At 67.5% G+C, this 24,762-nt stretch carries 20 protein-coding genes, 3 tRNA genes and 1 pseudogene; 8 read left to right on the forward strand and 16 right to left on the reverse strand.

Annotated features, from left to right (window positions below; translation table 11 throughout):
* The 5 genes from AC3A84_RS04440 to AC3A84_RS04460 form a co-directional block, all read right to left on the reverse strand.
* Window positions 1-1,635: a ParB family protein gene (locus tag AC3A84_RS04440; RefSeq protein ID WP_023095528.1), complete on the reverse strand. Its 1,635-nt coding sequence runs from the start codon at window positions 1,633-1,635 to the stop codon at window positions 1-3.
* Window positions 1,628-1,876, reverse strand: coding sequence for a hypothetical protein (locus AC3A84_RS04445; protein ID WP_023095529.1), 249 nt, complete (start codon window positions 1,874-1,876; stop codon window positions 1,628-1,630). The genes AC3A84_RS04440 and AC3A84_RS04445 overlap by 8 nt, the downstream gene beginning before the upstream one ends.
* A complete protein-coding gene (locus AC3A84_RS04450) occupies window positions 1,860-2,735 on the reverse strand; it encodes a ParA family protein (protein WP_023095530.1) in 876 nt (291 codons plus the stop codon). Before AC3A84_RS04450 ends, AC3A84_RS04445 begins: the two co-directional genes overlap by 17 nt.
* A 42-nt stretch (window positions 2,736-2,777) precedes the next feature.
* Window positions 2,778-2,990: an AlpA family transcriptional regulator gene (locus AC3A84_RS04455; protein ID WP_023095531.1), complete on the reverse strand. Its 213-nt coding sequence runs from the start codon at window positions 2,988-2,990 to the stop codon at window positions 2,778-2,780.
* Between the two features lie 119 nt (window positions 2,991-3,109).
* Window positions 3,110-3,865 (reverse strand): hypothetical protein, encoded by a 756-nt coding sequence (locus AC3A84_RS04460; RefSeq protein ID WP_023095532.1) that lies wholly within the window; start codon window positions 3,863-3,865, stop codon window positions 3,110-3,112.
* Between the two features lie 29 nt (window positions 3,866-3,894).
* On the opposite strand from AC3A84_RS04460, the gene AC3A84_RS04465 reads away from it, so the two are divergent.
* The 6 genes from AC3A84_RS04465 (at window position 3,895) to AC3A84_RS04490 (ending at window position 6,578) form a co-directional block, all read left to right on the forward strand.
* Complete coding sequence (locus tag AC3A84_RS04465) at window positions 3,895-4,053, forward strand: hypothetical protein (RefSeq protein WP_023095533.1); 159 nt, start codon at window positions 3,895-3,897, stop codon at window positions 4,051-4,053.
* Window positions 4,054-4,721: 668 nt separating this feature from the next.
* Window positions 4,722-4,795, forward strand: a tRNA-Cys gene (locus tag AC3A84_RS04470).
* Window positions 4,796-4,909: 114 nt separating this feature from the next.
* Window positions 4,910-4,985, forward strand: a tRNA-Gly gene (locus AC3A84_RS04475).
* Between the two features lie 141 nt (window positions 4,986-5,126).
* Window positions 5,127-5,218, forward strand: a tRNA-Leu gene (locus AC3A84_RS04480).
* 13 nt (window positions 5,219-5,231) lie between these two features.
* Window positions 5,232-5,870: a DUF6806 family protein gene (locus AC3A84_RS04485; protein ID WP_487968448.1), complete on the forward strand. Its 639-nt coding sequence runs from the start codon at window positions 5,232-5,234 to the stop codon at window positions 5,868-5,870.
* A gap of 180 nt (window positions 5,871-6,050) precedes the next feature.
* Window positions 6,051-6,578, forward strand: coding sequence for a M48 metallopeptidase family protein (locus AC3A84_RS04490; protein WP_487968449.1), 528 nt, complete (start codon window positions 6,051-6,053; stop codon window positions 6,576-6,578).
* Between the two features lie 69 nt (window positions 6,579-6,647).
* Here the strand turns inward: AC3A84_RS04490 and murI are convergent, their stop codons facing one another.
* The 3 genes from murI to AC3A84_RS04505 all read right to left on the reverse strand — a co-directional run bounded on the left by murI (window position 6,648) and on the right by AC3A84_RS04505 (window position 11,553).
* Window positions 6,648-7,517, reverse strand: a complete 870-nt coding sequence (gene murI / locus AC3A84_RS04495; RefSeq protein ID WP_487968450.1) for a glutamate racemase — start codon at window positions 7,515-7,517, stop codon at window positions 6,648-6,650.
* 161 nt (window positions 7,518-7,678) lie between these two features.
* On the reverse strand, window positions 7,679-9,238 hold the full coding sequence (locus AC3A84_RS04500) for a fumarate hydratase (RefSeq protein WP_487968451.1): 1,560 nt from the start codon (window positions 9,236-9,238) through the stop codon (window positions 7,679-7,681).
* 134 nt (window positions 9,239-9,372) lie between these two features.
* Complete coding sequence (locus AC3A84_RS04505; protein ID WP_487968452.1) at window positions 9,373-11,553, reverse strand: putative bifunctional diguanylate cyclase/phosphodiesterase; 2,181 nt, start codon at window positions 11,551-11,553, stop codon at window positions 9,373-9,375.
* Between the two features lie 218 nt (window positions 11,554-11,771).
* Here AC3A84_RS04505 and fumC point away from each other — a divergent pair, with 218 nt between their 5' ends.
* Window positions 11,772-13,157 carry a class II fumarate hydratase gene (gene fumC / locus AC3A84_RS04510; protein WP_487968453.1) on the forward strand — a complete coding sequence of 462 codons (1,386 nt, stop codon included), beginning with the start codon at window positions 11,772-11,774 and terminating at the stop codon, window positions 13,155-13,157.
* Window positions 13,158-13,181: 24 nt separating this feature from the next.
* On the opposite strand, the gene AC3A84_RS04515 is transcribed toward fumC, so the two are convergent.
* The 8 genes and pseudogenes from AC3A84_RS04515 to AC3A84_RS04550 form a co-directional block, all read right to left on the reverse strand.
* Window positions 13,182-14,348, reverse strand: a complete 1,167-nt coding sequence (locus AC3A84_RS04515; RefSeq protein WP_487968454.1) for a DNA topoisomerase IB — start codon at window positions 14,346-14,348, stop codon at window positions 13,182-13,184.
* A gap of 136 nt (window positions 14,349-14,484) precedes the next feature.
* Window positions 14,485-15,254: pseudogene (locus AC3A84_RS04520) on the reverse strand (response regulator).
* The gene (locus AC3A84_RS04525) at window positions 15,251-16,837 is read right to left on the reverse strand and encodes an ATP-binding protein (RefSeq protein ID WP_487968455.1); all 1,587 of its coding nucleotides are present in this window, start codon (window positions 16,835-16,837) and stop codon (window positions 15,251-15,253) included. The pseudogene AC3A84_RS04520 and the gene AC3A84_RS04525 overlap by 4 nt, the downstream one beginning before the upstream one ends.
* A 67-nt stretch (window positions 16,838-16,904) precedes the next feature.
* Window positions 16,905-17,057, reverse strand: coding sequence for a hypothetical protein (locus AC3A84_RS04530; RefSeq protein WP_487968456.1), 153 nt, complete (start codon window positions 17,055-17,057; stop codon window positions 16,905-16,907).
* Between the two features lie 335 nt (window positions 17,058-17,392).
* On the reverse strand, window positions 17,393-18,385 hold the full coding sequence (proX, locus tag AC3A84_RS04535; protein ID WP_487968507.1) for a glycine betaine/L-proline ABC transporter substrate-binding protein ProX: 993 nt from the start codon (window positions 18,383-18,385) through the stop codon (window positions 17,393-17,395).
* A gap of 139 nt (window positions 18,386-18,524) precedes the next feature.
* A complete protein-coding gene (gene proW / locus AC3A84_RS04540; protein ID WP_487968457.1) occupies window positions 18,525-19,766 on the reverse strand; it encodes a glycine betaine/L-proline ABC transporter permease ProW in 1,242 nt (413 codons plus the stop codon).
* Window positions 19,763-21,055, reverse strand: a complete 1,293-nt coding sequence (gene proV / locus AC3A84_RS04545; protein ID WP_487968458.1) for a glycine betaine/L-proline ABC transporter ATP-binding protein ProV — start codon at window positions 21,053-21,055, stop codon at window positions 19,763-19,765. The genes proW and proV overlap by 4 nt, the downstream gene beginning before the upstream one ends.
* A gap of 701 nt (window positions 21,056-21,756) precedes the next feature.
* Window positions 21,757-22,362, reverse strand: coding sequence for a TIGR00645 family protein (locus tag AC3A84_RS04550; RefSeq protein ID WP_487968459.1), 606 nt, complete (start codon window positions 22,360-22,362; stop codon window positions 21,757-21,759).
* Between the two features lie 264 nt (window positions 22,363-22,626).
* Between AC3A84_RS04550 and acs the strand changes: the two genes are divergently transcribed.
* Window positions 22,627-24,621, forward strand: coding sequence for an acetate--CoA ligase (gene acs / locus AC3A84_RS04555; RefSeq protein WP_487968460.1), 1,995 nt, complete (start codon window positions 22,627-22,629; stop codon window positions 24,619-24,621).
* Window positions 24,622-24,762: the final 141 nt, after the last annotated feature.

Below are 24,762 nucleotides of genomic sequence, written 5' to 3' on the forward strand. Positions count from 1 at the left end.
TCATGCCCCAGGGCCTGCGACGCCGGATTCCAGGTCCAGCAGGCGCCGGGCCAGGCGCAGCAATCGGAACAGCTTGACCAGCGCGGTGTCGCTCAAGCGGCGTGTCGCATCACCTTGGCCGTGCAGCAGCGCCGGCAGCTCGGCGGCAAGCTGCCCGCCGTCCAGATCGGCATCGGTGAAGCTCTGGCCTGCCAGGCTCGCCAGCAATGCCAGCACGCCGCGGCCCTGGGGTGATGGGGGCTGCGCGCTGGCATGGCATGCGAAGCCCACGCCGTCCGCGCGGTCCTCGATGCACTGATTAAGGCCTGCCTCACCCGCGATCTCGCGTGCGAACTGCGCGATGTGGATGCGCAGGCGATCGGGCGTGTCCAGGCCCGCGTCGATGTGCCAGACGTCGGAAATCGGGTAGAGACCGCCTGCCTGGACAGGAATGGACTGCAAGACGTTGGCCGAGAAATCGGGCAGCGCATCCCCCAGCTCGTCGGCGACCATCCGCTGAATGGATTGCAGCCGCTCCGTCGTAGGTGCGGGCGAAACGATGTGCCCCTGCAGCAGATCACCAGGAGCCGCCACGGGGCTTCCTGCGGGCGAGCCGTCCGTCCCTGAGCTGTCCTTGCGCTCGCGCGACCCAGGTATGGCCGCCGGCGTCGGGGCCGATGGGGCCGGCGCGGCGGGCGGGCGGGCCACGGTGCCAGGCTCAGGAAGTGCGGGCGGTGCCGATGGCGGGGTCGGATCGCTGACCAGGGCGCGATGGCGGCTTTCGGATTCCGTGAGGTCGAGCGCCAGCACGTCGTAGTCGATGCCGAGCAGCTCGGACATCTGGCCGATCAGCTCGTCCTGCACGCGCTGGGGGACGAACTCGTCGGCCTGCGTGTCGAACTGCGACAGCACCTCCTGAAAGAAGTCGTCGAAGTCCTGTACCAGCGTGCGGCCCTTGGCGTAGCGCTCCCACGCGAGCATGCAGGCCTTGCGCATGACCGACAGGCGTTCGACCTGGTGGCGGCCGAGCCCGCCGTAGAGCACGGTCGGGATCGCCGGCAGGAGGTAGCGCACCGCGTCGTTCATCCGGCTGATGTGCGACTGCTGGACCGGGAAGCCATCAGCGGCGAGACGGCGGGCCAGCTCGGATTGGCTCAGGGCGGCGCCGCTTTCCTGCTCGTAGAACTCGCGCGCCTTCTCGACGCCGAGGGCGCGCTCGATGAACGTCAGGCCCCCACGCAATTCGTTCTCGGCCAGGTGGCCGGTCAGCATCACGACTTCGCCGCGGCTGGGCCAGGGCCGGAACAGGCACGATATGCGGAAGAACCGCTCGTCCTTGGTCTCCGACCACAGTTCGCGCAGGATCGCCAGGCGTGTGTTGCCGCCGTTGCGGATGATGTAGTGGCCCTCGCCCGGGCGTCGGGTGATCGCCGGCGCCGCATCAAGGCCGCGCTCGCGGATGGACGCCTTGATGTCCTCGTAGGCCGGATTGCGCTTCTTCCTGGGGTCGTGGTCGTAGGGACGCAACTGGTCCAGGGTCACGACCATGGGCGTGTCGGCGATCGGGTCGCTCAAGGCCGAGGTGGATGGGCCGCTGCGCTCGAACCCGGCCGCGAGCAGCTTGCCGGCCATCTGCTGGGAGGTCATCTCAACCATGGCGGCCTCCCTGCGCTGGGGATCGGGCCTCGCGCTCGGCGCGGCGGATCTGCGCCCGGGCATTGAGGGCCGCCCGGTGGTCGCTGGCGGTCGAACTGGTGTAGATCGCGGCGCAGCCGGCCTTGGTGAATTTGAGGTGGCCGCCTGGCGTGCGCTTGACGTGCCAGCCCTCGCCGACGGCGAACTCGATCAGGGCGCGTAGCCGCTTGTGGCCTCGGGCCAGTTCATGTGCGTTCGCCATGGGGCCTCCCGGTATCAAGAGGAAATGGCGGGCGGCCGGACACCGTGGCAAATCGGTGCTGCCATTGCGGGAACAGTTCGCCAGCGAGGCCGCGCATGGTGTCGAGCGCGGCGGGGGCGACTCTGCCCGGTGGCTGGCGGTACTCGACCCGATGCACCGGCAGGCCGCGCGTCGCGGCGCGCGGATAGGCTTCGATGGCCGGCACGTCGGTGGCCAGCACGCGGATGCCGGTGTGGTGCTGGAACAGCTCGCGCAGGGCCTGCTGGATCAGCCGGGCGTTCGCCGACACCGGGTGGACCCGGTTGATGAGCAGGTGCAGCGGCGGCGGCTCGATGCCCAGGTGCCGGTACGGGGCGATGTCCTCCAGCAACTGCATGGTGCCGCGCCGCAGTTCGCGGGCGGCGAGGATTTCCGGGGTCACGGGCGACAACGCGAGATCGGAGGCGAGCACCGCCATCTCCAGCGTCACCGAGCGTGCGCCCTGGGTGTCGATCAGCACCAGGTCGTAGAGGGGAGTCAGTGCCGGCAGCAGGTGCCGTAGTCGCAGGCGTCCGTCCGGCGCATGCAGCAACAAGGTGTTCAGCTCGCCCCGGTGGTCGTTGGACAGCACCAGGTCCAGGCCTGTGATGATCGTGCGGGACACGAGCTGGCCGAGGTCGCGCTCATTGAAGGCCAGCAATTCATAGATGCCGCCGGGCGCGCGGTGGGCCAACTCGTAGTACGAGGACAAGGTGGGCTGCACGTCGAGATCGAGCAGCAGCACGCGCAGCCCCGCGTCGGCGGCGAGCCCGCCAAGGTTGGCGGCCGTGGTCGTTTTACCGACGCCCCCTTTGGTCGAGACAATGGATACAACCTGCATGGCGTTCTCCGTGTGAGGATGGGAAGTCCGCGGGAGAACGGGTCAGGCCCGGCTGTTGACGCGCTCGGCGATCCACTGGTCGATTTCGATGGAGTCCCAGCCGACGGCGCGCACGCCCAGGCGCAACGCTTTGGGAAACTTGCCGGCGCGCATCAGGTTGTAGAGGTGGGCGCGCTTGAAGCCGGACTTCGCTTCGACTTCTTCCAGGCGCAGGATGCGGCGCTCGTTGGGCGGCAGTACAGGTGCTTGCGACATGGCGGTCACTCCTGAACGCTCAGTGGCGTTTGTTGGCGTGACACCTATTCAAATGTCGGCTTCTGTCCCAGACCACCGTAAATGCGGTTTCCGCGACCGCAGATACGGGCTTGCAAACATCAAGAAACGGCGGCCCGTAGCTTGCGTCGGGCTTGCGCAAATTTGGCTTGCAGCGTGCGATCCGTAATGCCCATGAGTTCGCCGTGATGCGCGATCATCGCGGTAGCGATGGATTCCTGGCTGTTGAAGCTGGAGTACGGTGTGCCCGACGGGGATTGGCCGAGCATCAGTTCCAGCATCGTGCCGATGATGTGCAGGTACGTGGCCTCGGCACGGTCGCTGATCGGGCACTGGGCGCATGCAGGAATCACCGTGGACTGCTTGAGCAGCGCGTCGTGCTGGTCCTGCAACTCGCGCAGTTGACGCTTGCACTGCTCCAGGGCGGATTTGAGGGCCAAGCGCTCGACGAGCATGGCTTGGCCGGTCTCCAGCGAGATGAAGGGATGGGCGATGCGTTCGCTGCGGCAGAAGAGAAAGCCGGGCCGCTGCTCGGGGTAGTGCTGGCGCATCCAACGCTTCAGATCCACGTGACGAACCGTCAGGTCAGGGGATTCGATCAGCGCGATGTCGCGTGCGGTGATGCCGTTCTGCCCGAAGGGCAGTTCCCCATTGAGGATGCCGTCGTAGATGCGATCGGTGTACAGCCGCAGTTCGCCCCAGCGCGGGCAGTCCAGCGATTGCGGAAGATTCCTTGGCGACGAAACCGAGGCCAGGATCACTTGCTCATATCGCAGCAGCCCAGCCCAGCGGATGGACGCTTCGATCGGGCGGTAGAACACCTTTGATGTGGGTGCATCATTCTTGTTCTCGTGCATGCTCGGTCTCCTTCCAGGAGAAGAACTACATGGCCGACTCCTTTGCCGCCGACCTCATGGTCGGCCTGTTACCTGTGCAGGAAGCGAGTTCCGATGCCCGCTTCGTCATGGGGCTTGAGTACTTCTCACCAGTTCGCGCTACTGGTAGCCGTCGTGTGCTCGATGTGCAAAAATTCATCGATCGCTAGATGGTCGAGCGTCGGAAAGCAGACTCGACAGCTACGCTCACGCTATCAGGGTCGTAAGAAGTTACGGTCCCTGCAAAACCGTCTAGGTATGACGTGATATGCCAGCGGTTTCACCGGGCACGAGGGGGATGGCAATCGCTGTCCAACGTCCAGCCGGACGTAGTGAATCCACGCCTGTCATGCTTGCCCGAGCATCCTGATATATCGACAAAGAATCGTGCGCCGGCTTGCCACGGCTAGGGTGTGCGTTCTTTCGGCGCAACTTGAGCAGACCGGCAATGCGCGGCGCGTGTGGGTCCTAGACGGTCCTAGACGGCATCCGCGATAGGCCGGCGCCAAGAGCATCGGCTCGGTCGTCATCGTGTTGATGGTGTGCGGAAGCAGAGGGCAAGGCGTAGGCGACCAGTTCGAGACTGTCGCGGACGACGCAGTGCTGGGTGTGGGTCCGGTGCGCTGAGTACGGGTCTATGGCCGTCAGTGGAAGTCTTTGGACGATCTTGTTGCCGGGGACCAAAAACAAGGCTACAATTGAGGTCCTCGCTGAGCACCTCGGCGAAGAAACTGTTCGGGAAACAACGACTTACGCGCCTAGTGCAAGTCTCGTTTCCCGCTCCAATTTCCAAAAAGGGGAAGCTTGTGCTTCCCCTTTTTGCCAAAGAAGACGGTTTGGCGCGGTAGCAAAGCGGTTATGCCCCGGATTGCAAATCCGGTTAGTCCGGTTCGACTCCGGACCGCGCCTCCACCACCTTCGAGTGCATGGCAGCAAGAGATTTTTGATCTTGAGTGCCAGGAGCTTGGAAAAGGTGTTATGATTACAGTCTTGCTGCAGTGATGCTAATTCACTGAGGTGAGAAATGCGGGAATAGCTCAGTTGGTAGAGCGCAACCTTGCCAAGGTTGAGGTCGAGAGTTCGAGACTCTTTTCCCGCTCCAGTATTGCAAGGGAAGCTTCGGCTTCCCTTTTTTATTGGCCGTCGGCATCGAACCTTCAGATTGCCGGCGTGCGCCATGCGTTCGGTACGGCGCTGGATCGCCCGGTGTTCCAGATGCGTGGCTTCATGCCCTGCGGCCGGCGCCCCGATGGTGAAATTGGTAGACACTGCGGACTTAAAATCCGCCGCTTCCTGAAAAGGGGCGTGCCGGTTCGACCCCGGCTCGGGGCACCATTACGATTCGATCATGTCAAGTTACAACGCTCCCTTTGAAATCCATGTCCACGGCCAGGTGCAGCTGAGGTCCGATACGGTGTTCGAGCAGCTGCAGGAAGCGCTCAAGCCGCTGTGGAAATATGCGGGTGCGCGGTCGCTGGCCGATGGTGCTGCCAGTGCCTACGAAGAGGAGCCCGGCATTCAGTTCGATGCCAAGGACCACCTGCTGCAGATCTGCTGGACGGTGCGTGGCGACGAGGACTTCCGCCAGTCGCTGGACGAGATGTGCATGAGCCTCAACGAGCTGGCCGAGCAGGGCGCGGCCCTTGAAGTCACCTTCTACGACACCGATTTCGACGAGGAAGAGGAAGACGACGGCACGGAAGCGCGCGACGACTTTCTGATGCTCTTCGTGGGCCCCACGCCAGCGGCCATCATGCAGGTGCAGCGTGACCTGCTGGTGCAGGATGCGATCAACCTGATGGAGCGCCATTTCGACGGCTCCGAACTGGGCGGCGTCGTGGCGGAGATCGACAAGCTGTTCTCGCAGCGCTTCGATGCGCTGGTGAATTCGCTGGAGATCGGCAAGCCTCCCCGCGGCAGCGGCGGCCCGGGCAATGGTGGGCATAGTGGCAGTGGCGGCGGTCGCCGCCCGCGCCATCTGCATTGATTCGCTGAGCCGCCTCCCAGGGCGGCCGTCCATGCGCTGGGCAGGGGCCGCTTCCAGGCCCGGTGCCCGCTCCCAGCCCCGGTCCAGGCATTGCGCCCGGCCGGGGTTTCGTTTTTCTGATGGGTTTGGCCCCTGCCCGGCAGGGTGATGGGGCCGGCTCCTCGCTGTGGATTCCTGGCTATGGCTTCTTCTGTCGATCTGCCGTATCTGCGGGCCTATCCCGCTTCGCTGCTGGACCAGGTGCGCGAGCGCCTGGCAGAGTCGCCCACGGGCCTCGCAGACCTGCTGCTGGGCCGCTATCCACGGGGCCATGCGGTGCGGACCGACAAGGCGCTCTACCAGTACGCGGCGGAGCTGAAGGCGCGCCATCTGCGCAATGCCGACACGGTGCAGAAGGTGGTGTTCGACAGCAAGATCCACGTGGTGAACCATGCGCTGGGGCTGCACACCGCTTCGGCCCGGGTGCAGGGTGGGCGGCTGTCGGCGCGGCATGAGATCCGCATCGCGTCGATGTTCAAGCAGGCGCCCGAGGAGTTCCTGCGGATGATCGTGGTGCATGAACTGGCGCACCTGCGCGAGAAGTCGCACGACAAGGCCTTCTATCAGCTCTGCGAGCACATGGAGCCGCGCTACCACCAGTACGAGTTCGATACGCGCCTGTATCTCACGCACATCGAGCATTCCGGCCAGCGCCTCTGGTTGGACTGAGTTTTGCTATTAAATTAATAGCTGACTGCGCCTGATTGACGGGCGCTGCAGCGGGTTTCCCCAGTAATTTCAGGCCGCGAGAGGCAGGGGCATGTCGGCCCGGCCGCAGCAGCTGGCGGGCAGGCCCAGCCAGCGGCTGGCCGCGGCCTGCAGCGGGCCGATCTCGCCGGTGGTCAGCAATTGCACCTGGGGGCTTGGGGCGGGCGACGGCGCCAGCTGCCCCGCGGCTTCCAGCAGTCGCCGCGTGTGGCGGGCGACGGGCAGGCCGGTATCCACCAGCTGCACGCCGGGGCCGACCAGTTCGCGCAGCACCTCTTCCGCGAAGACGTAGTGCGTGCAGCCCAGCACCAGCGTGTCGATGGCGCCGGTTTCGGGACCGAAAGGGCCCATGGCGCCTATGTAACGGGCGCAGAGCGCTCTGACTTCCATAGCGCTCGCTGTGCCGTCTGCAGTCGATTCGGTGCTGCGTTCGATGGCGTAGGCCAGTCCGTCGCAGGGTTGCACCACGAATTCGGCCTGACCGCCGAGGGAGGCGAGCAGCCGCCCGAACTTGGCGCTGGCCAGCGTGCCCCGCGTGGCGATCACGCCGATGCGGCCGGTGCGGCTCAGGGCTGCGGCGGGCTTGAGGGCCGGCTCCAGTCCCACGGAGGGCAGCTGCGGGTAGTGACTGCGGACTTCATGGATGGCCGCGGCCGTCGCGGTGTTGCAGGCCACGACCAGGGCCTTGATGCCATGGGTCTGCTGCAGATACTGCGCGATGGCGTGGGTGCGCGCGGCCACGTAGGCATCGCCGCGCTCGCCGTAGGGCGCATTGCCGCTATCGGCCAGATAGATGAAGCGCTCGTGCGGCAGTTCGGCACGCAGCGCGCGCAGCACGCTGAGGCCGCCAATGCCGCTGTCGAACACGCCGATGGGGCTTTGCGGGCTGGCTGATGTCATGGCGCGAGGGGACGGCTGAGGAAGGAAAAAGGGCTTGCGACGCACTGGGGTGTGCGCCGCAAGCCCTGGATGGTAGTGCAGGGCCCGCGAGGGCGTGCGCTTTGATGCGCACGGCCCCTGCGTGGGCCTGCCTGCCCCGTGTGAGGCGCGGCCGGGATCGTTCAGGCTGCCACGACGTCGATGGACTTGAACTCGCCGGTGGCGATGCGCTTTTGCCATTCGGCCGGGCCGGTGATGTGGGCGCTGGTGCCGCCGGCATCCACGGCGACGGTGACGGGCATGTCCACCACGTCGAACTCGTAGATGGCTTCCATGCCGAGGTCCGCGAAGCCCACGACCTTGGCCTGCTTGATGGCCTTGCTGACGAGGTAGGCGGCGCCGCCCACCGCCATCAGGTAGGCGCTCTTGTGGTTCTTGATGGCTTCGATGGCGACCGGGCCGCGCTCGGACTTGCCGATCATGGCGATGAGGCCGGTCTGCGCCAGCATCATGTCGGTGAACTTGTCCATGCGCGTGGCGGTGGTCGGGCCGGCGGGGCCGACGACTTCATCGCGCACCGGATCGACCGGGCCGACGTAGTAGATGACGCGGTTGGTGAAGTCCACCGGCAGCTGCTCGCCCTTGGCCAGCATGTCCTGGATGCGCTTGTGCGCGGCGTCGCGGCCGGTGAGCATCTTGCCGTTGAGCAGCAGGGTGTCGCCGGGCTTCCAGCTGGCGACCTCTTCCTTGGTGAGCTGGTTCAGGTCGACGCGCTTGGACTTGTTGTAGTCGGGCGCCCAGTCGATCTTGGGCCAGAGGTCGAGCGAAGGTGCGTCCAGATAGACCGGGCCGGAGCCGTCGAGCACGAAGTGCGCGTGGCGCGTGGCGGCGCAGTTGGGGATCATGGCCACGGGCTTGGAGGCCGCGTGCGTGGGGTACATCTTGATCTTGATGTCCAGCACGGTGGTGAGGCCGCCCAGGCCCTGCGCGCCGATGCCCAGGGCGTTCACCTTCTCGAACAGTTCCAGGCGCAGCTCTTCGACCTGATCGAGCTTCTCGCCGCGGGCGGACTTGGCCTGCAGCTCGTACATGTTCAGGTCGTCCATCAGGCTTTCCTTGGCCAGCAGCACGGCCTTTTCCGCCGTGCCGCCGATGCCGATGCCCAGCATGCCCGGCGGGCACCAGCCGGCGCCCATGGTGGGCACGGTCTTGAGCACCCAGTCCACCAGGTTGTCGCTGGGGTTCATCATGATCATCTTGGACTTGTTCTCGCTGCCGCCGCCCTTGGCCGCGACGGTGATGTCCACGGTGTTGCCCGGCACAATCTGCGTGAAGATGACGGCGGGCGTGTTGTCCTTGGTGTTCTTGCGCAGGAACTGCGGATCGGCCACCACGCTGGCGCGCAACATGTTGTCGGGGTGGTTGTAGCCGCGGCGCACGCCTTCGTTGACGGCGTCTTCCAAGCCCTGGCCGGCGGGAAAGCCTTCCCAGCGCACGTCCATGCCGATCTTCAGGAACACGTTGACGATGCCGGTGTCCTGGCAGATGGGGCGCTGGCCCGTGGCACTCATCTTGCTGTTGGTGAGGATCTGCGCCATCGCATCCCGGGCCGCCGGGCTCTGTTCGCGCTCGTAGGCGCGTGCCAGATGGGCGATGAAGTCGGCGGGGTGGTAGTAGCTGATGTACTGCAGGGACGCTGCGACGGATTCCACGAGGTCGTGGTACCGGATGGTGGTGCTCATGGTGGGTGAGTTTTCGAGTGGGATGAACTGACGGCGAGGATTATCGCGCCGAGCCTGTCTCAGGCCTTCCACGCGCTGCAGCGACCACGGCGGTCGTGGCTTGCGCGCAGGGCGTGCGGGCTCGACGCCCCCGCTCAGATGGTCCCGAGGGTCGACGGGCTGAAGTCGGCAGTGCCCTCGGGCTTGTTGCCACGGGCCCAGGCGCCCAGGGCTTCTGCCGGCATCGGCCGCGCAAAGAAATAGCCCTGCAGTTCGTCGCACTGCATCGCCAGCAGGATGTCGCGCTGGCCTTTCGTTTCCACGCCTTCTGCCACCACCTTGAGGCCCAGTGCGTGGGCCAGGCGTACGACCGCATGGACGACGGCACGTGCATCGTCTTCTTCCTCCAGGTCGCGCACGAAGCTCTGGTCGATCTTGAGCTGGCGTGCCGGCAGCCGGCGCAGGTAGCTCAGGCTGGAATAGCCAGTGCCAAAGTCGTCGATGGACAGGTACACCCCGATACGCTGCAGTTCTTCGATGGTGCGCTGCGTGGCGTGCGTGTCTTCCATGGCGACGGACTCGGTGATCTCGCACAGCAGGAACGACGCGGGTATGCCGTGGGTGAAGAGCGCGATGCGGATGCGCTCTGCCAGACCGCTTACGCGCATCTGATGGGCCGAGAGGTTGATGGCCACGCGGATATTCAGCCCCTCCCACTTCCATTCAGCCATTTGCCGGCAGGCCTCTTCGATCACCCAGTTGCCCAATTGCCCGATGATGCCGAAGCGCTCCGCCAGGGGGATGAACTCGGCCGGGCTCACGTTGCCGTGGTCCGGATGGTTCCAGCGCAGCAACGCTTCCACGCCCGTGATGCAGTTGCGCTGGACGTCGATCTTGGGCTGGTAGTGCAGACTCAGTTCGTTGTTGTGGATGGCCTGGCGCAAGTCCTGCTGCAGCGCCACTTGCGCGGCGGCGTCGATGGTCATGTGGGGCGCGAAGACGACATAGTGGTTGCCCCCAAGACGCTTGGCCGCGTACATGGCGGCATCGGCATGCGCTATCAGCTTGTCGGGGTGGCCGTGCTCCGGATACGCCACGATGCCGATGGAGCAGGCAATCTGCACGGTCTTGCCGCCGGCATCAAACGGCTTGCCGATAGCCTCCAGCATCCGCTGCGCGATGGCTGCGCATTCGTCGATGTTGGCGGGGTTCACCAGCAGGATCAGGAACTCGTCGCCCCCCACGCGGGCCAGGGTGTCGTTGGCCCGCACCTGCAACTGCAGCCGGCGGGCGGCATTACGCAGCAGTGAGTCGCCCACGGCGTGGCCGAAGGAGTCGTTGATCGGCTTGAAGCCGTCCAGGTCCACGAACATCACAGCCAGGCGCTGCACGCCGCCTTCGCCATCTGAGGTGCCCAGCTGCTCCAGGGCCTGCGCGAGGCGCTCCTCAAAGAGCAGCCGGTTCGGCAGCCGTGTGAGCACATCGGTAAAAGCCTGCTTCTGCAGTTGGGCGTTGGCTGCCATGAGGCGTGAATTGCTGTCCTTCAGTGAGTCGTTGAGTCGCCGCGCGGTGCTTTGCAGGCGGGCATCCAGCACGGAGGTGAACAAGGTGCCCAGGAGCAGCATGCCTGTGGAGAGCAGGACCATGGTGGTGAGCCCCGGGCCGTTCAGCTGATTGGCGCTCAGGCAGACCGCGCCTTCAGGAAAGGACGCCGCCGCCATGCCCAGATAGTGCATACCGCAGATGGCCAACCCGATGACGACGGCCGCCAGGATCTGGATCTGCATGCGGCGGCGGCCCTGCTCCATGGGTATGACCCAGCGGAAGATGGCCAGCCCGATGGCGGAAGCCGCCACCGCGACGGCGATGGACAGCCCCACCAACACCGGATCCCAGACGATGGGCAGCGACATCTGCATGGCGCGCATGCCCAGGTAGTGCATTCCGCTGATGCCGGTGCCCATGAACGCCGCGCCCAGCAGGATCTGCGCAAGGCCGAAGCGCGGCAGGCTCGCCACACCCAGGGCGACAGCCGATGCGGACACCGCGGCGAGCCAGGAGAGGAAGGTCAGCCCGCCGGTGAAACCCAGCGCGATGGGGAGCTCGAAGGCCTGCATGCCCACGAAATGCATCGACCAGATGCCGGTGCCCATCACCGTGGAGCTGGCTAGCCACCAGATGCTGCCGACAGCCCGGCGCGAGCGACGCACGCGCCGGGCCAGATCCAGGGGGACGTAGCTCGACAGCACCGCAATGGCGAATGACGCAGCCACCACCCAGTAGTCATGGTGCGAGGGCATGAACTCGGCACTGGCGAGGGTGTGGAAATCGGCCATTGGATGGATGGGGCGGGGCGGGTAAGTTGAACAAGTGTATCTATTCGTCAACTACTCTGGTGCTGTACGCGGTATGTCCCTTCAACGTGGCCCTTGTTTTTGTTGTTCTATCCTGAGGGGTCTCGTCCCTCATGTGAGCTGGCCGCTGCATTCCGACCGTGTACGGCCTGGCCGCGTTACGGGGGGGCGCCTTTCGTTCTTCTCCAGGAGTTTCAGCCATGAGCACCCGCACTGAGCGCGACACTTTCGGCCCGATCGACGTGCCGGCCCACCAGCTGTGGGGCGCACAGACCCAGCGGTCGCTGCAGAACTTCGACATCTCGGGCGAGCAGCAGCCGCGCGAGATCATCAAGGCGCTGGCGCAGGTCAAGCGGGCCTCTGCGCGGGTCAACCAGGCCCTGGGCCTGCAGGACGCGAAGAAGACCGAAGCCATCGTGGCCGCCGCCGACGAGGTGATTGCCGGCCACCACCCGACCGAGTTCCCGCTGGTGGTGTGGCAGACCGGCTCGGGCACCCAGACCAACATGAACGTCAACGAGGTGCTGGCCAACCGCGCCAGCGAGATCCTGGGCGGCCAGCGCGGCGAGGGGCGACTGGTCCACCCGAACGACGATGTGAACCGCAGCCAGTCCAGTAACGACGTATTTCCTACCGCCATGCATGTGGCGGCCGTGGACGCGCTCACGCACCGCCTCCTGCCTGCCATCGCCAAGCTGCGCACCACGCTGCAGGCCAAGGCGGATGCGTTCGACGACATCGTCAAGATCGGCCGCACCCATTTGCAGGACGCCACCCCGCTCACGCTGGGCCAGGAGATTTCGGGCTGGGTGGCGCAGCTCGCGCACGGCGAGCGGCACGTGCGCGACGCGCTGCCGCACCTCTATGAGCTGGCGCTGGGCGGCACGGCCGTGGGCACGGGCCTGAACGCGCCCAAGGGCTATGCCGAAGGCGTGGCGCGCGAGCTGGCCGAGCTGACGGGGCTGCCCTTCGTCACCGCGCCCAGCAAGTTCGAGGCGCTGGCTTCGGTCGATGCGCTGGTGCATGCCCATGGCGCACTCAAGACGCTTGCCGCCAGCATGATGAAGATCGCCAACGACGTGCGCTGGCTGGCCAGCGGCCCGCGCAGCGGCATCGGCGAGATCTCCATTCCGGAGAACGAGCCGGGCTCCTCCATCATGCCGGGCAAGGTGAACCCCACGCAGAGCGAGGCGGTGACCATGCTCGCCGCGCAGGTCTTTGGCAACGACGTGGCCATCAACTTCGGCGGCGCCTCGGGCAATTTCGAGCTGAACGTGTTCCGCCCGATGGTGGCGCACAACTTCCTGCAGAGCGTGCGCCTGCTGGCCGATGGCATGGTCAGTTTCAACGACCACTGCGCCGTGGGTATCGAACCCAACCGCGAGCGCATCGCCGAGCTGGTGGGCCGCTCGCTGATGCTGGTGACCGCGCTCAACACCCATATCGGCTACGACAAGGCTGCCTTCATCGCCAAGAAGGCGCACAAGGAAGGCACGTCGCTGCGTGAGGCAGCGATCGCTTCGGGCCACGTCAGCGCCGAGCAGTTCGACGCCTGGGTGGTGCCCGGCCACATGGTCGGGCGCTGAGGCGCAGGCTAGGCCCCGGAGCCCTCAGCGCTTGAGGGGTGCAGGCAGGCGGGGCGGCTTGCGCAGAAAGGCGAGCAGCCGCCGCTCGGCGGCGCTCAGGCCCCGCGGCGCCGCGCTGGCGCCCAGTCGCGCCCACACCCGCTGCATGCCCGGCCCGCTGTCCGAAGCCAGATGCGAGCCCAGCTCCAGCACGGCCGGGTGGATATAGGACTTCTTGCACACCGCGGGCGTATTGCCCAGCTGGCGCGCGACCTCGGCCAGGATGGACTGGGCGCTGTACTTTGCGGGCTCTGCCTCGTTGTCGCCCGCGCCGCTGCAGGCCAGGCGCGTCAGCTCCAGCGCCTGCGCCGTGCCGTGCCAGGTGCGGAAGTCCTTGGCCGTGAAATGCAGTTCGGCATCGCCATCGCCCGCCACGGGCCCGTGGCGGGCACCCTCGGTGATCTCGCGCAGGTAGTCGTTCACGTCGCCGGAGCCCACGGTGCGGCGCGTGCCGTCTTCGTCTTCGTACTGGAACAGCTCCTGCCCGGGCAGCTGCTGGCAGCGGCGCACGACGCGGGCCACGCGCGGATCGTCCAGCGTGGCGTGCTGCTCCACGCCGCTCTTGCCGCGAAAACGCAGGGTGATCTGGCCGCCGCGCACGCCCGCATGGCGGCGGCGCAGGGTCGTGAGGCCGTAGGACTGGTTGGTGGTGGCGTATTCCTCGTTGCCCACGCGCATAAAGGTCGTGTCCAGCAGCCGCACGATGGTGGCGAGCACCACGGTGCGCGAGAGCGCCGGCGCGCCGCGCCGGGGCTGGAGGTCGCGCGCGACGCGGGCGCGGATGCGGGGCAGGGCCTGGCCGAAGGCGCGCATGCGCTCGAACTTGTGCTCGTCGCGCAGCCGCCGCCATTCGGCGTGGTAGCGGTACTGGCGGCGACCCCGCGCGTCCAGGCCCGTGGCCTGCAGATGGCCGTTGGGGCGGGGGCAGATCCACACGTCGGTGTAGGCGGGCGGAATGGCCAGCTTGCGGATGCGGTCGATCTCGTCCTCGCTGCGCTCCCAGCTGCCGTCGGGCCTGCGGTAGGCGAAGGATTTGCCGCGCTTGAGGCGCTGCAGGCCCGGCATGCCGGCGGTGACGTAGATCAGCCCGCCGGGCAGGCGGCTGCCGGGGCGGGGCGTGGGGACGGTAGCAGGGGCGGCGGCAGCGGGCATGCGGGGCGGTGTGCGAGGCAGCGAAAGGGCTGTGCTCGATCACAACGCGGCCATGCGCGCGGGGCTGTAGGAACCTGCCCGCAGCGATGGTGGGAAGGCGGCGGCACTGCGTGGTGCGCTCCGCCAGCTCGCCAGCTCAGGGGCGCGGGGCGACCGGGGCCGGCATCGAGGCCGGTGCGGCAGGGGCCGGCTCCGGGCTGGCATCGGGCGTGTCCGGCGGCGGCTCGAACGCGAAGCCCACGCCATAGACCGAGCGGATCCAGTCGTGGTCGCGCCCGTCGGCGGTCTTGAGCTTGCGGCGCAGGTTCTTGATGTGGCTGTCCACGGCGCGCTCGTTCACGTCCAGCGTGTCGTCGTAGGCCAGGTCCAGCAGCTGCGCGCGCGAGAAGATGCGCCCGCTCTGCCGCATCAGCGCCTGCAGCAGGCGGAATTCGCGCAGCGTGAGCGGCACCGGAACGCCGCGCAGGTGCGCTTGCCACTGGGCCTCGTCGAGCACCAGGGCGTGGTTGTGGGCGGCCTCGGGCGGCTGCTGGGCCGTGCGGCGCAGCACCGTCTTGATGCGGGCCATGACCTCGCGGGGGAGAAGGGCTTGCAGATGTAGTCGTCTGCGCCCAGTTCCAAGCCGATCAGGCGGTCCACTTCTTCCACCCGGGCCGTCAGCAGGATGACGGGGGCCTGGGTGAAGCGGCGGGTCTCGCGCAGCACGTTCAGTCCGTCGGTGCCGGGCAGCATCACGTCCAGCAGCGTCAGGTCGGGCGTGCGGCCGGTGGTCAGGCGGGTGAGGGCCTCGGTGCCGTCGGCCACGTGCTCGGCCTCGTAGCCGGCGTGGCGCAGGTAGTCGAGCAGGATGTCGGCGATGTCTTGGTCGTCTTCGACCACCAGGATGCGGGTAGGGCTCGTCGTCATGCGGTGGGTGTCTCCAGCAGAGGCAGGGTGAGATGGATGCGCAGGCCGCCCAGGGGCGAGGCTTCTGCGCCGATGTGGCCGCCGTGGGCCTGCACGATGGCGCGGCAGATGGCCAGGCCCAGGCCCGATCCGCCGGGGTCTCCCTGGGTGCGGGCGCGCGAGGCTTCGGCGCGGTAGAGCCGCTCGAAGATGCGCGGCAGGTCGGTCGGGCACACGCCGGGGGCGGTGTCGTCGAAGCGCAGGGCCAGCACGGGTTCGGCGCCGGCCGGGCCGCGCTCGATGGCCGCGCTGATCTCCAGGCGGCCACCGGCGTCGGTGTAGCGCAGGCTGTTTTCCAGGAGGTTGAGGAAGACGCGGTGCAGTTGCTGGGCGTCGCCGCGCACCAGGGGCGGGTTGCCGCCGGGCACCCGGCTGGCAAGCGGCGCCAGCGCCACGCGGGCTTGCTCGAAGCGCGGCAGCATGGAGGCCATGGCCTCGGCCAGCACGGGCAGGGGCTGCACCGGCTCCAGCAGGGCGGGTTGCCCACCGCTCTCGCCCGCATCCAGGCTGGCGCGCAGGTCGCCCACCAGCTGGGTCAGGCGCATGACCTGGCGGTGCAGCCGGCCTGCGGTGGTGCCGTCGAACGGGCGCACCCCGTCCTGCAGTGCCTCGATCTCGGCGCGCATGGCGGCCAGCGGCGTGCGCAGTTCGTGGGCCATGTCGCCGATCCACTGGCGGCGCGACGCCTCGACACTCGCCAGCCTCTCGGCCATGTGGTTGAAGGTGTCCACCAGCAGGCTGAGCTCCTGGCCACCCTGGGGCGGCACGCGGGTTTCCAGCTGCCCTGCGGCGATGCTGCGCGCTCCGGCCACCAACGCCCCCACCGGCGCGAGCCAGCGCCGCGCGAGCCACCAAGACAGCACCATCGCGATGGCCAGCCCCACGGCGCCGGTCCAGACCACGAAGACCAGCTGCTGCCCCACGAAGGCGTGGTCCGCCTCGCGTTCCAGCACCAGCGGCGGCGAAAGAACCAGCTGGCCGATGGGCTGGCCCGTGGGGTTGCGCAGCACGGTGCGCGCATAGCCGGGCTGCGGCGGGCTGCCGGCGATGAGCCGCAGGTCGTTGTCCAGAAGCCCCAGGCGCTGCGAGAGGCCGTCGGAGAAGGGGCGCAGCCCCGTGTGCCCGCCGTGCTCCATCCAGGGGGGCGGAAGCGGTCCATAGGGGGGCTTGTGCGTGCCGTCCTTGCCGCTCGGGTGGAACTCGCCGCCCCAGTCGCCCGGCAGCGGGCGGTTGTAGGCGTGTGCATAGGGGGCGGATGAACCTGGCGAGGCCGAGGCGGTGTTGCCCTGCGCTTCCGGGCGCCGCAGTTCGTGCCACAGGCCGGGCTGGGATTGCAGGGTCTTCCAGCCGCCGTGCTGCGCATAGACGTTCTGCAGCCTGTTGGCGAACCAATCCAGGCGGCCCAGCTCGATTTCGGCCACATAGGGGCCCATGCCGCGCTGCAGGCCCAGGCGCGAGAGGCCGACGAACATCAGCAGCATGACCAGCATCAGCGTGGACAGCGCGAGGAAGGCCTTGCTTTGCAGGGTCAGTTGTCGGTTCATGCGGGCGGCGTGTCGGCAGGCTCAAGGCGGCGGGCGACCGGGCCAGCCTGCATTGGAGGGGGCGCGCCTATCGTAGCGGGACGCCGGACGCAGCGGCCATCGCCGCATCCGGCGCTGCGCCGAGGCCGGACAGGGGCTGGGCCATGGCGCTGGCGGTGGCCAGTGCGATGAGCGTCAAGCTGAGCCAGAGGGTGAGCAGGGTGATGCGGAAGGTGGACATGGGTGGGGCTGCCGTAGTCTTCGTGGCTTCGGTGGGCGCGGGCGGCGCGGCTTCAATGGCGCAGCGGCCCGGAAATGAGCGCGGCCACGGGGCCGGAGTTCGTGGCCGCAAGGGCCTTGGCAGCGGTGTGTCTCGATGGGGGCACGGCGTTCTCCTGGAGGGATTGCGTGCCAGTGTGATGGCCAATCCGGGAGAAAAATCGGAAGCGGCGCCGCAGCGTCAGCCGCTCGATCGGCTATCAAGATGATAGCGTCGTGCGACCATGGAAAGGGCGCTGCGGGCCATTCGGGCTACCGGGCTGCCGATGGGCGCGCCCCGGCAGGCGACCGGTGCGGCTACTTCTGCCCCGCGGCTGCCAGGGCCCGCGCGATCCAGCCGTCGAAAGTGCTCTGGTGGGCGCGAATCCAGCCGTCGGCATGGCGCTGCACGTCGGCCATGCTGTTCTGGCCTTCGCGCATGGCCAGGTTCTGCGCGTTGATGTCCGCCACCGGCAACTGCATCACCTCGAACAGGCGCGCCGCGGCCGGGTTGGCGTCGGTGAACCGCTTGTTCGCCACAATGCGCTGGTGGTTGGGGATGAAGCCGTAGTTCTTGCCGTTGGGCAGCTGCGTGTCGGTGCCCGCCTGCTGGCCCGGCAGCGCCGAGAACGGCACTTGCAGCCACACCACGTCCTTGCCCGGGCGCAGCACGCTGCTGACCCAATAGGGCGTCCAGGTGTAGTAGAGGATGGGCTGGCCCTGCTTGAAGCGGGCGATGGTGTCGGCCATCAGCGCGGCATAGCTGCCCTGCACGTGGGTGACGGTGTTCCGCAGCCCGTAGGCGGTGAGCTGGTGCTCGATCACGCCTTCGCAGCCCCAACCGGGGTTGCAGCCGGTCATGTCGGCCCGGCCGTCGCCGTTGGTGTCGAACAGGGCCGCGATCTTCGGGTCCTTGAGCTGGTCGATGCGGGTGATGTGATGGGCCTCGGCCGTCTTGCGGTCGATCAAGTAGCCCTGCACGGCGTTGCTGGAATAGACCCCCTTGCGGAACAGCTTGGCGTCGCCGCCGGCGTTCTTGTAGAACTCGGCATGCAGCGGGTCCCAGTGGTCCGCCATGAAGGTCGCGTCGCCGTTGGCGATGGCGACATGCGCGGTGGCGTATTCGATCTCCTTGATCGGCTGGACGTCGTAGCCCAGGCGCTCCAGCGCCCGGCCGACCAGCACGGTCTGGAAGGTCTCTTCGGCCAGCGAGCTTTGCAGGGGCTGCACGCTGATGCCCCTGCCGGGCAGCGCCTCGCCTGCGGTCGGCGCCTGGGCGCGTGCGGCGGTGGCGCCCAGGCCGAAGCTCAGCGCCAGCACGGCGCCGGCCAGCAGGATGCGGGCCGTGCGGCGGGTCGGGTGGAGCGAGTGGGTGGATGTCGTGGTCACGGTGCGGTTCGTCAAATCGGGACTCCTTGTCGCGGAAATGGGGCGGGTGGGTCTGGGCTGATCAGCGCGTAGCGCTGGCCAGCGAGCTGGGCATCTCGGCCGCAGCTGCCGCCGGGGCGGGCTGGGCGGCGCGGCCCCGCCGTGCGGGCAAGAGGCGCGTCACCAGGCCCGCGGGGCCGGTCTGCCACCAGCGGCGGGCGCCGCGGCTGGGCTTGCCCAGCGACTGGGTCAGGCGGTCCAGCGTGATGGCCAGCAGCACGATCCCCAAGCCGCCCACGGTGGCCAGGCCCATGTCCAGCCGGCCGATGCCGCGCAGCACCATCTGGCCCAGGCCGCCTACGGCGATCATCGAGGCGATCACCACCATCGACAGCGACAGCATCAGCGCCTGGTTGATGCCGGCCATGATGGACGGCATGGCCAGCGGCAGCTGTACCTTGAAAAGCATCTGCGCGGGCGAAGCGCCGTAGGCGCGCGAGGCCTCGATCAGATCGGGCCGCACCTGGCGCAGGCCCAGGTTGGTCAGGCGCACCAGCGGCGGCAGCGCAAAGACGATGGTGACAACCACGCCCGGCACGTTGCCGATGCCGAACAGCATCACTACCGGCACCAGATAGACAAAGGCCGGCGTGGTCTGCATGGCGTCCAGCAGGGGGCGCATGATGCGCTGCGCCCGGTCGCTGCTGGCCAGCAGGATGCCGAGCGGCAGGCCGATCAGTACGCAGAAGGCCAAGGAAGTGAGCACCAGCGACAGCGTGACCATGGCCTCGGGCCAGATGCCCAGCATGGCGACGACCAACAGGGACACCACGGCGCCCAGCGCCAGCATGCGGCCGGCGAATTGCCAGGCCAGCAGGCCGACCAGGGCGATCATGGCCAGGGTGGGCAGGCTGGTGAGCAGGCCCTCGACCCAGCGCAGCGTGCCGTCGATGGGCGCGCGCACGGTCTGGAAGAAGGGGCGCAGGTGCTCCACGGCCCAGCCCAGGCCGTGGTTGATCCAGGCTTCGACCGGCAGGGTGCCATCCCAGAGCTGGCTCAGGTGCAGGCCACCGGCAGCGGCCGACGGGTCAGCGCCTGCAGCGGCGTCGTGCGGCAGCGAGAGCCAGCTGCTCGCGTCGCTGGCATCGGTGGCCGAGGCCCAGGGGTCTGCCATGGGGTCGGCCGCCGGCGTGCTGGCGGCGGTGGCGGCGGTGGCGGCAGCCTGGGTCGCCTGGGTGGCGCTCGCCAGGTCGGGCGTGGCCGTGTCGGCCTGAGCGATCAGGGTGACCGGTGTGTGCAGCAGGCTGGTGTCGTGGTGCTTCATGCGGGGCTCCTTTCGGTCGTGGCGGTGGCGGCAGAGGTCGTGGTGGCGAGGGCGGCGGCGTCATCAGCCTGCGGCGGGCTGGGCGGCACGGGCGGCGTGTCGCGGTCCAGAAAGCGCAGCAGCGTGGTCTTGCTGACCACGCCGCGGAAGCGGCCGTTGGGCTCCACCACCGGCAGCGCGCAGGGCGCCTGGGCCACCTGACCGAAGAGGTCGGCCACCGGCGCGTCGGCGGGGATGGTGGTCACTTCGGGGATGAAGGCGTGCTGCAGCCCCAGCGGGCCCGAGTGGCCGTGCAACGCGGCGCGCAGCGAATCGGCCGAGACGGTGCCCAGGTAGCGCTGCGATGGCGTGACCACATAGGCGAAGTTGTCGTCGTGCCCTTCGATGAGCTGCAGCGCGGGGCGGCAGCCGCGGTCGGCGTGCTCGCGCACCACGGTCAGCCGCTTGCGGGCGATGTCGCCGGCCTTGAACACGGCAGCGGCGTCCACGCCGCGCACGAAGTTGCGCACGTAGTCGTTGGCCGGGTTGCGCAGGATGTCGTCGGGCGTGCCCACCTGCACCACGTGGCCGTCCTTCATGATGGCGATGCGGTCACCGATGCGCATGGCCTCGTCCAGGTCGTGCGAGATGAAGACGATGGTGCGGCGCTTGACCTCCTGCAGCCGCAGCAGTTCGCTCTGCATCTCGGTGCGGATGATCGGGTCCAGCGCCGAGAAGGCCTCGTCCATCAGCAGGATGGACGGGTCCGAGGCCAGCGCCCGGGCCAGGCCCACGCGCTGCTGCATGCCGCCGGAGAGCTCGTCGGGATAGCTCTCGGCCCAGCCGGCCAGGCCCACCTGCTCCAGCGCCAGCGCGGCCTGCTGGCGGCGCTCTTCGCGGTCCACGCCGGCCAGCTCCAGGCCGAAGGCCGTGTTGTCCAGCACCGTCATGTGTGGCATCAGCGCGAAGGACTGGAACACCATGCTGATGTCCTTGCGGCGCAGGGCGCGCAGCTGGCGGTCGCTCAGGGCGTTGATGTCCTGGCCGTCCACCACGATGCGGCCGGCCGTGGGCTCGATCAGGCGGTTGAGCATGCGCACCAGGGTCGATTTGCCCGAGCCCGACAGGCCCATGACGACGAAAATCTCGCCGGCCTCGATGGTGAAGCTGGCGTCGAAGACGCCGATGGAGTTGCCGGTGGCGGCCAGGATCTCCTGCTTGGTCTTGCCCTGGTCGAGCAGCTTGAGCGCTTCTTCCGGCGAATCGCCGAACACCTTGAAGACGCTGTCGATGATGATTTGCTTGGCCATGTAGTGGTCCTCCCTCGTTGGTTGGAATGGGTTGAACACGCCCCGGCGCACGGGGGCGCGGGGCTCGGCGGAGCCGGGCAGGACTCGGAACGAAAACGAAGGCGCACCCTGATGCGGCAGCCCGGCCGGCTGGCATTCGGCCCGAAGACGCTGCTGCGCATGGCGGGCGCCGGCGCCAGGCCGGTCGGCGGAACAAGGGCGGACACGGCGCCGGGGCGGTGTCCATCGGCCCGAATGGCACGCGGAATCGGTGCGCAAGGGCCTGGGGTGTGCGGAGCGGGCAAGAGGTCTGGTCAGAGGACTTGCGCTGTCCGCGATGAGGCATCAGGGCCGAGTTGCCGGCCGTGGTGGCGGGCGCCGCATCTGCACCGTGCCGGCCGCGAAAGCGCAGCGGGCGGGTGGGCGGGTGCCCGGCCAATCATCCTTTCCGGCGCCTGTCGCGACGGTCGGATTACCTGCTTGGCAGGTTGTAAAACACCGAAAAAGTATAGGAATTCAGTTCTTTTGAGTCAAAAGCCGGGTTTTTGTAACCTGTGCTATTGACGCGTGCGGCACGGGCGTAGCCCGCCGAAGGCAAGCTGTTTTGCTATCGAATGAATAGCTTAGAGTCCAGGCTGCAGGAGGGCTGGCGGCCCCAAGGAGTCCAGGGGGCGCGTAGCCCGCGCGACCCCCCTGCGGCCCTTCCGCGCCGGAAACGGGTCTCAGTGACGCTCGTGAGAGATGTTGAGCAGCCGGTCCGTGTAGGCGATCGCGATGGCGGAGAGTAGGAAGACGACGTGGATGATCGTCTGCCACATCAGCACCTTCACGTCGTAATTGGCCGCGTTGATGAAAGTCTTGAGCAGATGGATGGAGCTGATGCCGATGATCGACAGCCCCAGCTTCACTTTCAGCACCGACGCGTTGACGTGGCCCAGCCATTCGGGCTGGTCCGGGTGCCGGTCCAGGCCCAGGCGGCTCACGAACGTCTCGTAGCCGCCCACGATCACCATGATGAGCAGGTTGGAGATCATCACCACGTCGATCAGCGCCAGCACCACCAGCATGATCACCGTCTCGTTCAACGCGGTGACTTCCACGTCGGGCTTGTAGCCGATGCTGGTCACCAGAGCCTGGAGCGCCTCCTTGTGGCCGAAGGCAGCCTCGACCAGGTGCCACAGTTCGACCAGGAAATGCCAGACATAGACGCCCTGCGCGGCGATCAGCCCCAGGTAGAGCGGCAACTGCAGCCAGCGGCTGGCGAAGATCAGCGCCGGCAGGGGGCGCAGGGGCGCATTGGAGCGCTCGACGGGAGGAAGTTGGGCCATAGGGATGAAGAGATGCGATGGAAAAAAATGAAAGCCGCGGGGCGAAAAGTCGCCGGATTCTAGGGGCTGGCCATGACGCGGGCAGCGCCCGGGGGCAAAGCGGCGCTGGGGCCGCGCGGCTCGTCACCGCGCTGGTCTGGCGCGTTGCAGAGGGCCCTTGATTTGTGGGTAAGCTCGTGGACGTTGCGTCAGTGGCCTGTAAGTGCCGCAATCGACAGTACGGGCCAGAAGATTCCCATTGATCGAATCCCAGGAGACAAAACCATGAATGCGCCTACGTCCGCGATCGAATCCGTACTGGTCGAAAACCGCGTCTTTCCCCCCCCCGCAGCGCTGGCCGGCTCGGCGCGCATCTCCGGCATGGCCGGGTACGAGGCCCTCTGCGCCGAGGCCGAGCGCGACTTCGAAGGCTTCTGGGGCCGCCTGGCGCGCGACAACGTGCAGTGGACCAAGCCTTTCACCCGCACGCTGGACGAATCCAAGGCCCCGTTCTTCGAATGGTTCGCCGACGGCGAGCTGAACGCCAGCGCCAACTGCCTGGACCGCCACATCGGCACGCCGGTCGAGAACAAGACCGCGATCATCTTCGAAGCCGACGACGGCGCCGTGACGAAGGTGACGTACAAGGAACTGCTGGAGCGCGTGGGCCGCTTCGCCAACGCGCTCAAGGCCGAGGGCGTGAAGAAGGGCGACCGGGTTCTGATCTACATGCCCATGACCATCGAGGGCGTGGTCGCCATGCAGGCCTGCGCGCGCATCGGCGCCACGCACAGCGTGGTCTTCGGCGGCTTTTCGGCCAAGGCGCTGCAGGAACGCATCATCGACGCGGGCGCGGTAGCCGTCGTCACCGCCAACTACCAGATGCGCGGCGGCAAGGAACTGCCGCTCAAGGCCATCGTCGATGAAGGCATCGCCATGGGCGGCTGCGAATCGATCCGCAGCATCCTCGTCTTCCAGCGCACCGCCACGCCCTGCAACATGGTGGCGGGCCGCGACAAGACCTTCGATGAAGCGCTGGCCGGCCAGAGCGCCGACTGCGCGCCGGTGCCCGTGGGCGCCGAGCATCCCCTCTTCATCCTCTACACCAGTGGCTCCACCGGCAAGCCCAAGGGCGTGCAGCACTCCACGGGAGGCTACCTGCTGTGGGCCAAGCTCACCATGGACTGGACCTTCGACCTCAAGCCCGAAGACGTCTTCTGGTGCACGGCCGACATCGGCTGGATCACCGGCCACACGTACGTGGCCTACGGTCCGCTCGCTGCGGGCGCGACGCAGGTCGTTTTCGAGGGCGTGCCCACCTATCCGAACGCCGGCCGCTTCTGGCAGATGATCGAGCGCCACAAGGTCTCGATCTTCTACACGGCGCCTACGGCCATCCGCTCGCTCATCAAGGCGGCCGAAGCCGATAAGGCCGTGCACCCGAGCAGCTCGGATCTTTCGAGCCTGCGCATCCTGGGCAGCGTGGGCGAGCCCATCAACCCCGAAGCCTGGATGTGGTACCACAAGAACGTGGGCGGCGAGCGCTGCCCCATCGTCGATACCTTCTGGCAGACCGAGACCGGCGGCCACGTCATCACGCCGCTGCCGGGCGCCACGCCGCTGGTGCCGGGCTCCTGCACGCTGCCGCTGCCGGGCATCACCGCCGCCATCGTCGATGAGGCCGGTAACGACATGCCCAACGGCACGGGCGGCATCCTGGTCGTCAAGCGACCCTGGCCCAGCATGATCCGCACCATCTGGAACGATCCGGAGCGCTTCAAGAAGAGCTACTTCCCCGAAGAGCTCAAGGGCTATTACCTCGCCGGCGACGGCGCGGTGCGCTCGGCCGACCGCGGCTACTTCCGCATCACCGGCCGCATCGACGACGTGCTCAACGTCTCGGGCCACCGCATGGGCACGATGGAGATCGAATCCGCCCTGGTCGCCAAGACCGACCTGGTGGCCGAAGCCGCCGTGGTGGGCCGCCCCGACGACCTGACCGGCGAGGCCATCTGCGCCTTCGTGGTCCTCAAGCGCCCGCGTCCCACCGGCGACGAGGCCAAGGCCATCGCCAAGGAACTGCGCGACTGGGTGGCCAAGGAGATCGGCCCCATCGCCAAGCCCAAGGACATCCGCTTCGGCGACAACCTGCCCAAGACCCGCAGCGGCAAGATCATGCGCCGTCTGCTGCGCTCTATCGCCAAGGGCGAAGCCATCACCCAGGACACCAGCACCCTGGAAAATCCTGCCATCCTGGATCAATTGGCCGAAGCCAATTGATCCGGCAGCGCCGCAGGCGCTGAGCTCTGCGTTCCCCAGCAGCCGCCTTCGGGCGGCTGCTGGCATTTCGGAACCTTTCGCCCCTGTAGGACGGCATCGGGAACGGTCTCGCCGATCCGTGGATTGGCTCGTGGCTGGAGT

This window comes from Paracidovorax sp., from assembly GCF_057642795.1.

Excerpts from the sequence above, each read along its gene's own strand:
- murI (WP_487968450.1), bottom strand. The coding sequence starts at position 7,517 with ATGACATCAGCCAGCCCGCAAAGCCCCATCGGCGTGTTCGACAGCGGC.
- AC3A84_RS04515 (WP_487968454.1), bottom strand. The coding sequence starts at position 14,348 with ATGCCCGCTGCCGCCGCCCCTGCTACCGTCCCCACGCCCCGCCCCGGC.
- AC3A84_RS04445 (WP_023095529.1), bottom strand. The coding sequence starts at position 1,876 with ATGGCGAACGCACATGAACTGGCCCGAGGCCACAAGCGGCTACGCGCC.
- AC3A84_RS04465 (WP_023095533.1), top strand. The coding sequence starts at position 3,895 with ATGGCCGACTCCTTTGCCGCCGACCTCATGGTCGGCCTGTTACCTGTG.
- AC3A84_RS04490 (WP_487968449.1), top strand. The coding sequence starts at position 6,051 with ATGGCTTCTTCTGTCGATCTGCCGTATCTGCGGGCCTATCCCGCTTCG.
- AC3A84_RS04500 (WP_487968451.1), bottom strand. The coding sequence starts at position 9,238 with ATGAGCACCACCATCCGGTACCACGACCTCGTGGAATCCGTCGCAGCG.
- proW (WP_487968457.1), bottom strand. The coding sequence starts at position 19,766 with ATGAAGCACCACGACACCAGCCTGCTGCACACACCGGTCACCCTGATC.
- AC3A84_RS04450 (WP_023095530.1), bottom strand. The coding sequence starts at position 2,735 with ATGCAGGTTGTATCCATTGTCTCGACCAAAGGGGGCGTCGGTAAAACG.
- fumC (WP_487968453.1), top strand. The coding sequence starts at position 11,772 with ATGAGCACCCGCACTGAGCGCGACACTTTCGGCCCGATCGACGTGCCG.
- AC3A84_RS04505 (WP_487968452.1), bottom strand. The coding sequence starts at position 11,553 with ATGGCCGATTTCCACACCCTCGCCAGTGCCGAGTTCATGCCCTCGCAC.
- AC3A84_RS04440 (WP_023095528.1), bottom strand. The coding sequence starts at position 1,635 with ATGGTTGAGATGACCTCCCAGCAGATGGCCGGCAAGCTGCTCGCGGCC.
- AC3A84_RS04550 (WP_487968459.1), bottom strand. The coding sequence starts at position 22,362 with ATGGCCCAACTTCCTCCCGTCGAGCGCTCCAATGCGCCCCTGCGCCCC.
- AC3A84_RS04455 (WP_023095531.1), bottom strand. The coding sequence starts at position 2,990 with ATGTCGCAAGCACCTGTACTGCCGCCCAACGAGCGCCGCATCCTGCGC.
- AC3A84_RS04460 (WP_023095532.1), bottom strand. The coding sequence starts at position 3,865 with ATGCACGAGAACAAGAATGATGCACCCACATCAAAGGTGTTCTACCGC.
- AC3A84_RS04525 (WP_487968455.1), bottom strand. The coding sequence starts at position 16,837 with ATGAACCGACAACTGACCCTGCAAAGCAAGGCCTTCCTCGCGCTGTCC.
- proV (WP_487968458.1), bottom strand. The coding sequence starts at position 21,055 with ATGGCCAAGCAAATCATCATCGACAGCGTCTTCAAGGTGTTCGGCGAT.
- acs (WP_487968460.1), top strand. The coding sequence starts at position 22,627 with ATGAATGCGCCTACGTCCGCGATCGAATCCGTACTGGTCGAAAACCGC.
- AC3A84_RS04485 (WP_487968448.1), top strand. The coding sequence starts at position 5,232 with ATGTCAAGTTACAACGCTCCCTTTGAAATCCATGTCCACGGCCAGGTG.
- AC3A84_RS04530 (WP_487968456.1), bottom strand. The coding sequence starts at position 17,057 with ATGTCCACCTTCCGCATCACCCTGCTCACCCTCTGGCTCAGCTTGACG.